Raw genomic sequence first — 11818 nt, 5'->3', positions numbered from 1 at the left:
TTAATGTAGCGACCTGCCATGGCAGGTCGAATCTTGGATTTTCATCCTCATTTGGTGTCACCAAATTGGCATGAAGGTCTATCCTGAAAATACCGAAACGGGTAATAAATGATTAAAAAAATGGGAAAGGCACACCCCCCTGAATCCCCCCTCAATGGGGGAATGAATAATTCCCCTCCTTGGAGGGGTGCCGCTTAGCGGGGGGAGGGTGTTTTTGGTTTTTTTAATGGTTACCCTGAGACAATGAGAAAGTTACATAATTTAAATTTTTTAAATGCGATTGCCACGTCGTCAAACCAAATAACAGTTGGTCTCCTCGCTATGACGGTTTAGATAGGTATTTACTTCCTCGTCTGGCACTTAAAAAAGTGGCATAGATATCTGTTCTCATTTATCAAAGCAAAAAGAAATTTATTATGAATCTGAGCTTCATTTTATTAATCTCTATTTTATCAGGTCTTCATACTCCCTTTAAAAAAACGAGATTGAAAAACTAAAAACATCGCCACCACTAATACAACAACCATAATGAAGATAAAACGAAGCCCCATATAATCAGAAAAAATTCCAAACAACCAGGGGAAGAGCAAAGCACCGGTTCCTCCTAAGGCCACTACCACCCCAATGGCAGTAGCCTGCATTTCCTCAATATTTTTAGCAACTACGGCTACGACCAAAGGCCAGATGCCAGAAAAACCAAAACCGATCCCCATAAAGGATAATATAACCAAGGGAATACTATTGGTCATAAGAAGTAAAAATAAAAAAACCAAGCTAATAATGGATGAAATCCGTAAAAGAACTCCATAGTGATTACGCTGGGAAAGATAAGCAAAAACTATTCTTCCAATGGTTATCATCCCCCAATATCCAGCCATGGCTACCCCGCCTAAATACAAATTTCCTTTTAGTCCTTTTACAATATAGGTACTCATCCAGGAGGAGCTGGCGATCTCAGACCCTACATAAAGCAACATCGCCAAACAACTTACCGCCAAGAAAGCTTTCCAACGTTGATATAAAATCAGAATACTCCCACTGGTAATTCCTTTTTTTTCTTTTTGAAATAATTTTTTTTCAAAGTAAATTAGAAAAAATAAACCAATAGAAACAATCCCGGGGATGAGATATAAATATCTCCAGCTAAAACCTATTCCTAACAGATATCCAGTCAAAAAAGGACCGCTGGCAGCTCCGATTCCAAAAAAAATCTGACTCATGTTCAAGGCAAATCCCTCTCGACCATTAAAAACTTGCGAGATAAAACCAGTCATGGGTGCTTCACAAAAACCTCCACCCAACCCCATAATTAACATCCCCAATTCAATAAAAAGAAAAGAATGAGCTGTGCTTATACAAAAAAAACCGATCCCAAGAAATAATTGACTCAGAACTATTATTGGTTTTTTTCCGAAATGGTCACAAAGAAAACCACTGGAAAAAGTGGTGATCACATAGGTTAAATAATAAAGGAAAAAAAGTCTTCCGGCTCGACCGGCGGTTACTTGGAAAATGTCCATCCATTTAGGGAGAGCCGCACCAGTAATGATCATTGAGATTGCTAAAAAATAAAGTACGAAACCAATCATAAAATAAAACTTGATTTCAGTTTTTCGATCCATTTCATGTTCCTTAGTTTTTTTTAAAAAGTGACGAGTGTTATCGAACTAACACATAAATATTAAAAAACATCTCCTTTAATTTAAAGTTTTTTAATAAGAATTAAATGTTTTATGAATTTTCCATACTTTTTTATTCCTACTTGGAAAATCAGGGAAATTGAATTCTAATTTATGAAAGTCACTCTTATCCTCAACTGGTTCTATTGCTCTATCGCATGAACAATTATTCTGCTCACTCATTTAGAGGTTTTACAAATTTAATTCTGCTAAAATTTATATAAAAATTTAAGGGGCGCAATAGAATTGCGCCCGTTGGGGATTTCTCCATAAAATATAACTTCTATTAAGCTTAAATATCACTCTTGCCAAATAATTTCAATTATTCTAATAACTCTTTTACTGTCTTAACTACATCTTTAGCTTGGGGAATGGAGTTATCTTCTAAATATCGGCTACAGGGAACCGGTGCATCGGCGGCACATAATCGCACCATGGGAGCATCAAGATAATCAAAGGCATTCTCCATAATTTGCATCCCAATTTCTCCCCCGGGTCCACCGGTCTTACAGGCTTCGGAAACAATTACTACTTTTCCGGTTTTCTTTACTGAAGTTACAATGGTATCGATATCTAAAGGTAACAGGGTTCGGGGGTCAATAACTTCAATATGAATACCTTCTTTTTCCAATATTTCGGCGGCTTCCATGGCAACCAATAACATCCGCGAATATGCAATAACCGTTACATCAGTACCTGATTTTTTAACATCAGCAACTCCTATTGGGATAAGATACTCATCATCAGGAACTAAACCTTTGGTGTTATACAACATTTTATGTTCGATAAAAATTATTGGATTATCTTCTCGAACAGCCGACTTGAGAAGACCTTTTGCATCGAAAGGAGTGGCTGGCATTACTACCTTTAGACCAGGAACATGCATAAACCAGGCTTCCAGGCTTTGAGCATGGTGGGCTCCTGAAGATCGGCCGCAGCCACCTTCAGTACGAATAACCATTGGAACTCGAGCTTTCCCACCAAACATATAACGAATCTTTGCTCCCTGATTATAAATTTGGTCCATAGCTAATCCAGCAAAATCCACATACATCAGTTCACCAACTGGACGAAGACCAGTTATCGCCGCACCGACACAACATCCAACAATGGCCGCCTCAGAGATGGGGGTATTTCTTACTCTTTCATCACCAAAATCCTGCCACAATCCCCGAGTTACTCCATAAGCCCCACCGTATAAACCAATGTCCTCTCCAATCAATACTACGTTGGGGTCATGATTGAGCTCTTCTCTTAAGGCTTCATTTAATGCATCACGATAGGTAATATTTCTAAGTTTTTGATTATCGCTATATTCGTTAAAAGAGAGAACGATTTTGGCTCCTTTTTTTCGTTCTTTTTCAGCAAAATCTTCTTCAACATAGACGTCTTTGACTATTTCTTCCAGCGGGGGATAGGGGCTTGATTCGGCAAATTCTACCGCTTCAGCTATTTCATTTTCTACTTCTTCATCAATAGTTTGAATTTCTTCTTCGGTCGCAACAGTGTTTTCAAGCAACCATTTTCGAAACCGCTTTATTGCATCACGTTCTTTCCACTGTTTTTCTTCATCTTTGGTCCGGTAAGCTCTTGGATCGTTTTTGGAGTGGCCTAAGTATCGATAGGTCTTACATTCAATAAGTGTTGGACCTTCTCCTCGACGAGCTTTCTCTGCTGCTTGTTCAACAGCTTCCATAACGGCTAATACATCCATCCCATCTACTACTATACCTGGCATTCCATAAGCTTGACCTCGTTCAGCAATATCTAAAATAGGAAAAGCTTCTCGCACCGGCGTTGACATGGCATAAAGATTATTTTCGCATACATAAACGACCGGTAATTTCCAGGTAGCCGCCATATTCACTGCTTCATGGAAAGCTCCGGTATTGGATGCTCCATCGCCAAAAAAGCATACTGTAACCTTCCCAGTTTTTTTATACTTACCAGTCAATCCTGAACCAGTTGCGATTGGGATACCACCCCCTACAATCCCATTGGCACCAAGATTTCCAGCGTTAAGGTCAGCAATGTGAAGTGATCCTCCTTTACCCTTGCAATACCCGGTTATTTTCCCAAATAACTCGGCCATCATTTCCCGCAAAGTAGCACCTTTCGCGATACAATGACCATGCCCACGATGGGTAGAGGTAATATAGTCATCCGGGTGAATCGCATTGCAGGCTCCAACAGCAACGGCTTCCTCACCTATATAAAGATGAGTTGTCCCTCGGATTTTATCCTGAGAAAAAAGATCACTTACCGTTTCTTCAAAACGGCGGATACGAAGCATATCCTTATACATTTGAAGTAATTTGTCTTTTGACTCCAAGGTAAACACCTCCAAAAATTAGGCGAATCACAGCAAGTTGTGATAGCTTAACCGCTTATAATTTCAGTTTAAAACTCAATCTATCCAATCATTTGCGATGATTTTATGGTTTGACGATTATTTTCAGATAATTTCCCTTCTCGGCTTCAACTAACATGGCAGGAAGCTCTTCTAAAGATATGACCTTACTAATTATCTGAGAAGCATTGACTCTTTTCCCCGCCATCAACTCAATACACTTATGAATATGGTTTGAAGTTGTTCCGCTGGTACCATGAATAAAGAGTTCTTTATAATGTATGACATTGCTGTCGAGGTTCACCAGGTGGTCATCTTTCGGCAACCCTCCGAAAAAGTTGATTCGGGCTTGGTTAGCAGCCAGATCCAACGCCATTTCTTGTGCTTTTCGAGCAGGAGCGGAAATGATAATAACCGAAGGACCAATTCCATTGGTCGCCTTCATCAGAACTTCTTTCAGATCTTCCTGCATGGGATTCACATAAATATCAGCTCCGAACTGACGAGCCAAGTTCAATCGACCCTCCTGGAATTCAGAAATGATGACTTTCGTTGCTCCAAGGGTTTTTGCTAAAGAAATATGCATGCAACCTATTGGTCCGGCTCCAATAATTAAGACATGATCACCAACTCCAACTTGGGACAACATCTGACCATTTAAAGCGCAAGCCATTGGTTCTGCAATAGCAGCTTCTTCCAAAGCCAAGTCGTCTTTAATCAGAATGAGATTCCCTCGCCGAATGGCTTTTTCTGGAATCCGCATATATTCAGCGAAACCCCCGGGATAATAGTATCCAAAAGCTTCATAATTTTCTTTGAAAGTAAGGCACAGGTTGGTTAATCCCCGTCGGCAATAAAAACATTCACCGCAGGATACAATAGGATCAACTGCAACTTTATCCCCAACAGCATACCCCTTCACGTCTTTCCCAATTTCAGCGACAGTACCGGCAATCTCATGACCAACAATTTGGGGAATTTTTACACCGCGATGCCCATGACGAAAAATCCGCATATCGGTTCCACATATTGCACACGCACCGACTTTCAGAAGTATATCTCCCGGTCCAATTTCCGGAAGGGGACTTTCTTCAATTCTCAAATCGCCCGGTCCGTAGTAAACAGCTGCTTTCATTTACTCCACTCCTCTCAATTCTTCCCAGAGGGAAGTTTACAATTTATTTTCCTTCAATATCCGAAACCGCTCTCTAAACTGATAATAGGATTGGATAATTTTTTCGCCAATATCGGTTTCAGGATCAAGATTACACAACTTATGAATGACTTCTTTAATCCCTTTGTCCTTAATCATTTTCTGGAGTTTTACCGCATCGGCATCCTTATTATAATCATAGTTCAATGCTAATCCGGTCACCTTTATTATTGCAGCTGGAAAGACTTTTTGAGATTGACAAAGAGCGATCCCTCCAATTATGCGGTCATCCTCACCAAGTTTGCGAATTGGGTCTCTCCCAACTCGATAAACTGTATCCATAAGTAACGGATTAAAGAAACGCTCCTTTAGATCTTCAACAAATTCGTTAACTTCAACTCGATCTAAATCCGGATACTTCCGAAGAATTGAAGTTGAAGTTTCATTGAGCACTTCATCAAGAAGATTTTTTATTTCTTCATCGGCAATTGCCTGATGAATGTATTCATATCCCTTCAAGTAACCGAAATAGGCTAGGGTTGCGTGACCTAAATTATGGATGAAGAGTTTTTTGTCAACCTCAGAATGAAAATTTTGAACTGGTTTCAAACCCGAGATTTCAGGAAAAACTCCCTTCACAGCAGTCACATCATAAGGAAGTTTATGATAGGCTTCAGCAACAATAAACAGAGGGTCATCAACACCAAATCGCTTATCCATTACTGGAACCATACGGGCAACAACCGTTCCAACAAAACCAACTTTTTCCTGAAGAAATTGTTTTCCTTCGGTATTTAAATGAGTTTTCACTTCATTTTTAAAAAATTGAGGCGCATCTTTAAGATTTTCACACAAAAGAATATTGATAGGGATAGGATTTTCTTTGAGGCGAAGCTGAATCCCATCAGCTACTAAAGGAGCAATGGCCGGCAAATTTTTTACACCAACTGCTGTAAAAATAACCGATGAAACAGCAATAGCTTGTGAAATATTGTTTTTTTCTTCGGTCTGATAAGCAACTAAATTATCTATGGTCACATTTTTTTCTTGACCGTTTTTTTCTAATAACCGAAGGGGGTAGTTTGAGCGAGCATTGAGAAGTTTAACAAGATCTGGATAGGCTTCAACAAAAACAATCCGATAACCCGATTCCCAAAGAAGATGACCAATAAAACCTCTTCCAATGTTACCTGCTCCAAATTGAACAGACTGGTTCATTCAAAAACCTCTCATTTCTTTTAAAATTTACGAGTGTTTACGAACAAAATCCATTACTTCATCAAAGTTCCCAACACCATCGGTAGCTCCCATAGCTTGAACGCACATGGCTCCACAGGCGTTCGCAAATCGGCCAGTTTCATATAAATCCCATTTTTTTAAATAGCCAACTAAGAAACCAGCAGCAAAAGCATCGCCAGCACCGGTTCCATCTACAGCTTTCACTTGGAAGGGAGGAACTAATATTTTTTCGTTTTGAGTCATGATAAAACTCCCTTCTTCTCCCATCTTGATAGCTACAATCTGAATACCATAATCGAGAAAAAATTTGGCATTATCCACTATATTCTGACGACCAGAAATACGGGTAGACTCATCCCGATTAGAAATAAATATATCGAGGAGAGGAAGGTAGGGCTCAATGACGCTGAGCCATTGTCCGCTGTCATCCCAATAAGTATCAATTGAAGTGGTAACGCCGGCTTCTTTAACCCGCTTTAAAAGAGCGGTTGTTTCAGGCCCATCAAAACCAGGCATTAAAAATGTACCTGTGATATGAACGATATCCGAGTCGTGAAAAAATTCATCTTGAATATCAGCATTTCTTAAGCTTTGATTAGCTCCTGCACAGTGAATAAAGGAACGCTCTCCCTGCTCATCGACTAAAACCATAGTTGCCGAGGTTGAATATTCTTGAGTTATGGTTATGCCTTTGGGATCAATCCCCTCTTTTCGAAGTGAATTGATGATAAATTCACCCAAACCATCTTGCCCAACTTTCCCCACCATCACCACTTCTTCGCCTAATTTTTTCAATACCACTCCGGTATTGTTAGCTCCTCCACCCACATGGAGTTCCATTTGTGGAATTAAAACCAATTTCCCTCTTTCTGGTAATCGATTGATAGGCCGACCTAAGAGATCGGCAACCAGGATTCCTATGCAAGTTACTTTGGCCATTTTTATCCCTCCAGAACTGATATTCGACTCATAATTTTCATTGCGGTCTTTTCATCGGTGATAAGTATATTGATAAAATGACCCCGGAGAGCTCCAAGAATAGCATCGGCTTTTTCTTCGCCACCAGCCACCCCGATTACATTGTGCATTTTTTGAATATTTTCAAGTGGCACTGCAACTGTTCTTCGATGTAAGGGCGTATCTAAAATGGTTCCATCAATGGTATAAAATTGACCCAAAATATCTCCTACTGCTCCTTTTTGTTTTAATGCTTCTAACTCATGATAATCTATAAATCCAGTTAAAGAGTAAATTGAATAACGAACATCAACCGTACCAATACCCACTAAAGACCATTTAGCCTGACAGGCAAGTTGAAGAGTATTTTGATTTATTCTTTCATTCAAATAAAAATTTCTTATTTCTTCACTTTCAACCACGGCTGGTGCATAAAGATAATAGCACTCACCTTCAAATATTGAAGCCAGTTTTTCCCCGATAGTATAGGGATTAAGCGAAGCTGAGGAAGTCAAGCCTCCAACCATGGTAACGAATTTAAGATTCTTGACTTTTGCCGAACGAATCGCTAAGGCCAGGTGTTTTAGGGTCCGCCCCCAGGCAATTCCAACCAAATCTCCATTATTTAAAACCTTTTCCATATACCAAGCCCCTGCTCGACCAATGCTTTCATAAATCTCTTTTTCCTGAGGGGTTGGGATTACTACAACATCTTGTAGCCCAAATTGTTTACGAATTGTCGATTCAATTTTTAAACAATTGGAAAGAGGTGATTCAATCGATATCTTTATAATTCCATTTTTTTGCGCTTTGTCGATAAGTCTGGCAACTTTAGGTTGAGAAAGTTTTAATTGTTGGCCAATTTCATTTTGGGTGAGACCTTCCATATAATGAAGCCAAGCAATTCGAGTCATCAATTCAACATTTTCATCGGTAAGATTCATGGCTAATCCTTTAATTAAAAAATCAAAATATGAATAATCATTCATATTTTTAATATCCATTCAAATCTATTTTATATTTTTCCTTAATAATGTCAATATTTTATAAAATTATGAATATTATTTCAGCTTTAATTTATTAAATCACCCTTATTTTTTATTTTCCAGTTGCTAAAGCTAAAACTAATATGGTTTGACTTCCTGCTCGACGTAATACCAAGGAAAGACTATCCACAGTGGAACGAGAGGTTAAAACATCATCGATGATTAATATTTTTTTCTTTGCTAAAAATTTTTCATTCTCCACCCGAAAGGCGCCTTGGAGATTGAGCCTTCTCTCTTTCATGCTTAGCCCTACTTGTGGTAGAGTTTTCTTTTTCCGGGTTACGGCTTTACTGATGAGAGGTTTTTGTAAAACTTCAGAAATACCTCGTGCTAAGATTTCGGCTTGATTAAACTCTCTTTCACGAAGACGAGATTGATGGAGTGGTACCGGCAGAATTCCATCAATATCACGAAAGAAGGGATTTGAAGATAAAAATTCGACCAATAAATGAATAAATAAAATTCGTAACGATAGAATCTTTCGATACTTAAAAGCATGAATAGCATTTTTAATCGGGGGCTCATATAGAGTAATGGCTCGGGCAAGATCAAAAGAAAAAGGTTTTTCTCGGCACCGTCGACATTTGATTTGGCGATTACTTTGTACTGGCCTTCCACAAGTCAAACAATAGGGGGAAATATCTTTTCGAATCATTTTTTCGCATACTTCGCATAAGGGATAGCCTGCCGACTCAGTAATATATTTTTTACAATTTACACAATTTTGAGGGAAAAAAAAGTGAAGTAACCCCTCACCGACTCCTTGTCGATTAAGCAAAACATTTCCTCCTTTCACAAAAAACAGTGATAAGTATAAATATCATTCCCCCCATACTCGTCTTCTTTTATTAAAAAAGAAGGATTTATTTGATTGTTTTGATTAATTTCCCACCCCCGAGAGAGATTCAAAGTTAATCGATGAACAATTCCCCTCATCTTCAGTCAGAAGGCGTTCATTTCTTTTCAAAAATATATTCGGAATAGATAATAATCTTTATATTTTCTGACAGCGAGGGCAAAAATACGTGCTTCGTTGAGCCATTTTAATTCTTACAATTGGAGTTCCACATACCAAACACGGCTTTCCTTCCCGATCATATACTTGCAAACAATTTTGAAAAAAACCACTTGAACCATTGGTGTGTTGATAATCACGAATAGTAGTTCCCTCGCATATAATTGCCTGATTAAGGATTAAGGGAATTGAATCAAATAATGATTTTCTCTCTTGGACGGTTAATTCTTTCATTCTTTTTTCCGGATGAATTTTACTTAAAAATAGAATCTCGCTGGCATAAATATTTCCAATTCCAGTTATCCAGGCTTGATTCATGAGAAAATTTTTTACTGGAAGTGTTTTGTTTATTAAGAGTTTTTCAAAATTATTCCAGGAATACTCGCTAAGCAACGGATCGAACCCAAGGCTTTCCATGACTTTTTCTCTTTCATTTTCAGTTAAATATTTAATTTTTCCAAAACGGCGGGCATCACAAAAAGAAATAAAACCCTGTGATAAAGTGATACGAGCTCTTTGAAACCGGAGATTTTCCTTGGCTTTGGTATATATTAAACTCCCAGTCATTCCCATATGAAAAAGGAGAGAACTTGAGTCATTAAAAATTAGGAAAAGATATTTCCCTTTTCGTATCAGGTCGGTAATAACCTTATTAAGGATATCCATGGAATGAATCTGAATTTTTTTATCATCTATTTCTAAATCAACTATTCTTTCTCCTAACAAAGGAAGTAAGAGTTCCCTTCTAATTATTTCAACTTCAGGCAGTTCCGGCATTCCTTTCCTCCTTTTCTATTTAAACCATAAAATACTGCTCAAAAAGTGGTTTTGATACGTCCAGCGTTTCTTAAAACATATTAAAAGAAGAATTTTAATCAATATGGGAACGGTTAACCAACATTTACACTATAAATAGTATAAAATAATCAATGAATTTATTTAATCCAAAGAATTAATAAAAAGATAAATTCCGAAGCACGTTTTAGTGATATTGAAAGGAGGACATAAAACTGTTCTATGATACAAACTGAAAATCTATGCAAGGCCTATAATGATTTACTGGTAGTGAACGAATTAAACCTCAAGGTAGAAAAAAACGATATTTATGGGTTTTTAGGTCCAAATGGGGCAGGAAAAACAACAACTATTATGATGCTTCTTGGGCTTGTTCCTAAATCCAGTGGAAAAATTTTTCTCCTTGGAAATGAAATGAAAACCAATGATGTCGAGCTAAAAAGAAAGATTGGTGTTGTTTCAGAAAGCCAGTATTTTTATCGTGACATGACCGCCTTAGAATACCTTAATTTCTTTGGTGAAATTTATGAAGTTGAAAATCGACCGAAGCGGATAGATAAATTAATGAATGCCGTTGGTTTAGAAAATGAAAAAAATAAAAATCTCGGTGCTTATTCTAAAGGAATGCAACAAAAATTAGCCTTTGTGAAAGCTCTGCTCCATGATCCAGAGTTACTCATCCTTGATGAACCGGTAGCCAACCTCGACCCAACCGGTATTAAGCAAATACGTGATCTGATCGAAGAAGAGCATGAAACCGGTCGGACCGTGTTTGTCTCCTCTCATCTTCTCTCCGAAGTTGAAAAATTGTGTAAAAAAGTAGGAATTATCAATCAGGGAAAATTACTTGCCGAAGATAATATGGATAATATTAAAAGAAAATTATCTGATACGGTGACTATACGCATTGAATTGAATCAGGAAGCCCAAAATTTAGAGCCGGTTTTAAGCAATCTTCCCTTTATCCAAGCTTTTCAATGCAAAGAGAACAAAGTTGAAGTCCAGCTGAAAACCGATCGAGATTACCGTAAAGACCTTTCAGAAGCTATTTTTAATTCTGGGTATATCATCCTTGCTATGCAAGCGAAAGAAATGAGCTTAGAAGAAGCTTTTATCACTATCACCCAACAAAACATTTCGTTATTAACCAACCGAGGGAATGGACAATGAAAAAGAAAAAAACAACCATCCTTATTTCTACATTAATACTTGTTGTCTTGGCAGTTTTGTTCGTTTTCGTCTACTTCACCACCAGTACTAAATGGGGAACTCTCCAAGGTAAGGTGGTCGACGAGATATCTCAGGATGTGGTAAAGAAACTTCAAATTACTATTGATAGAAAATCGGACATTTTATATATGAGTAAAGATTATAAATTAACCCGGATTCCCCCAGGAAAACACACCCTTAAAGCTATTGCTCCCTATTACGAAGAAATCCAACAGGAAATAGACATTAAAAAAGGAATAAATGTGTTTGATTTTACCATGAAAGGGAAGGAAATCCCTGGTTTAGCTGGAATCATATGTTTCTCTGAGCCAACTGAGCAGGGTATTGAAGTTGAAATCCGCTTTAAAAATCATG

General features: G+C 38.0%; 9 protein-coding genes and 1 pseudogene. 2 read left to right on the top strand and 8 right to left on the bottom strand.

Going from position 1 to position 11818, the window contains the following annotated elements:
- Window positions 1-452: 452 nt before the first annotated feature.
- From PLK24_RS03855 to mutM, 8 genes are all read right to left on the bottom strand, one after another.
- Window positions 453-1622 carry an MFS transporter gene (locus tag PLK24_RS03855; protein ID WP_324476464.1) on the bottom strand — a complete coding sequence of 390 codons (1170 nt, stop codon included), beginning with the start codon at window positions 1620-1622 and terminating at the stop codon, window positions 453-455.
- Window positions 1623-2001: 379 nt separating this feature from the next.
- Entirely contained in the window at window positions 2002-4011 is a 2010-nt protein-coding gene (pdhA, locus tag PLK24_RS03850; RefSeq protein ID WP_324476462.1) for a pyruvate dehydrogenase (acetyl-transferring) E1 component subunit alpha, read from the bottom strand.
- Between the two features lie 103 nt (window positions 4012-4114).
- Window positions 4115-5164, bottom strand: a complete 1050-nt coding sequence (locus PLK24_RS03845; protein ID WP_324476460.1) for a zinc-dependent dehydrogenase — start codon at window positions 5162-5164, stop codon at window positions 4115-4117.
- Between the two features lie 36 nt (window positions 5165-5200).
- Window positions 5201-6400, bottom strand: a complete 1200-nt coding sequence (locus PLK24_RS03840; RefSeq protein ID WP_324476458.1) for a mannitol dehydrogenase family protein — start codon at window positions 6398-6400, stop codon at window positions 5201-5203.
- Window positions 6401-6427: 27 nt separating this feature from the next.
- Window positions 6428-7360, bottom strand: a complete 933-nt coding sequence (locus PLK24_RS03835) for a carbohydrate kinase family protein (protein ID WP_324476456.1) — start codon at window positions 7358-7360, stop codon at window positions 6428-6430.
- Between the two features lie 2 nt (window positions 7361-7362).
- Window positions 7363-8382, bottom strand: coding sequence for a sugar-binding transcriptional regulator (locus PLK24_RS03830; protein WP_324476455.1), 1020 nt, complete (start codon window positions 8380-8382; stop codon window positions 7363-7365).
- A gap of 94 nt (window positions 8383-8476) precedes the next feature.
- A complete protein-coding gene (locus PLK24_RS03825; RefSeq protein WP_324476453.1) occupies window positions 8477-9202 on the bottom strand; it encodes a double zinc ribbon domain-containing protein in 726 nt (241 codons plus the stop codon).
- Between the two features lie 216 nt (window positions 9203-9418).
- Window positions 9419-10216, bottom strand: coding sequence for a bifunctional DNA-formamidopyrimidine glycosylase/DNA-(apurinic or apyrimidinic site) lyase (gene mutM / locus PLK24_RS03820; protein WP_324476451.1), 798 nt, complete (start codon window positions 10214-10216; stop codon window positions 9419-9421).
- Window positions 10217-10456: 240 nt separating this feature from the next.
- Here mutM and PLK24_RS03815 point away from each other — a divergent pair, with 240 nt between their 5' ends.
- Both PLK24_RS03815 and PLK24_RS03810 read left to right on the top strand, forming a co-directional pair.
- Window positions 10457-11404, top strand: a complete 948-nt coding sequence (locus PLK24_RS03815) for an ABC transporter ATP-binding protein (protein WP_324476449.1) — start codon at window positions 10457-10459, stop codon at window positions 11402-11404.
- Window positions 11401-11818 (top strand): annotated as a pseudogene (locus PLK24_RS03810) (hypothetical protein); the annotation flags it as partial. The gene PLK24_RS03815 and the pseudogene PLK24_RS03810, both read left to right, overlap by 4 nt.

It is taken from the genome of Atribacter sp. (assembly GCF_035418125.1).
GTDB classification, from domain to species: Bacteria; Atribacterota; Atribacteria; order Atribacterales; family Atribacteraceae; genus Atribacter; species Atribacter allofermentans.
The sequence above is the reverse complement of the archived record's forward strand: the minus strand, read 5'-3'. Positions and strand labels throughout refer to the sequence as shown.

Bases quoted from the DNA above. Each gene is read 5' to 3' on its own strand.
- PLK24_RS03845 (WP_324476460.1), bottom strand. From the start codon at position 5,164: ATGAAAGCAGCTGTTTACTACGGACCGGGCGATTTGAGAATTGAAGAA.
- PLK24_RS03830 (WP_324476455.1), bottom strand. From the start codon at position 8,382: ATGGATATTAAAAATATGAATGATTATTCATATTTTGATTTTTTAATT.
- PLK24_RS03835 (WP_324476456.1), bottom strand. From the start codon at position 7,360: ATGGCCAAAGTAACTTGCATAGGAATCCTGGTTGCCGATCTCTTAGGT.
- PLK24_RS03855 (WP_324476464.1), bottom strand. From the start codon at position 1,622: ATGGATCGAAAAACTGAAATCAAGTTTTATTTTATGATTGGTTTCGTA.
- mutM (WP_324476451.1), bottom strand. From the start codon at position 10,216: ATGCCGGAACTGCCTGAAGTTGAAATAATTAGAAGGGAACTCTTACTT.
- PLK24_RS03815 (WP_324476449.1), top strand. From the start codon at position 10,457: ATGATACAAACTGAAAATCTATGCAAGGCCTATAATGATTTACTGGTA.
- PLK24_RS03840 (WP_324476458.1), bottom strand. From the start codon at position 6,400: ATGAACCAGTCTGTTCAATTTGGAGCAGGTAACATTGGAAGAGGTTTT.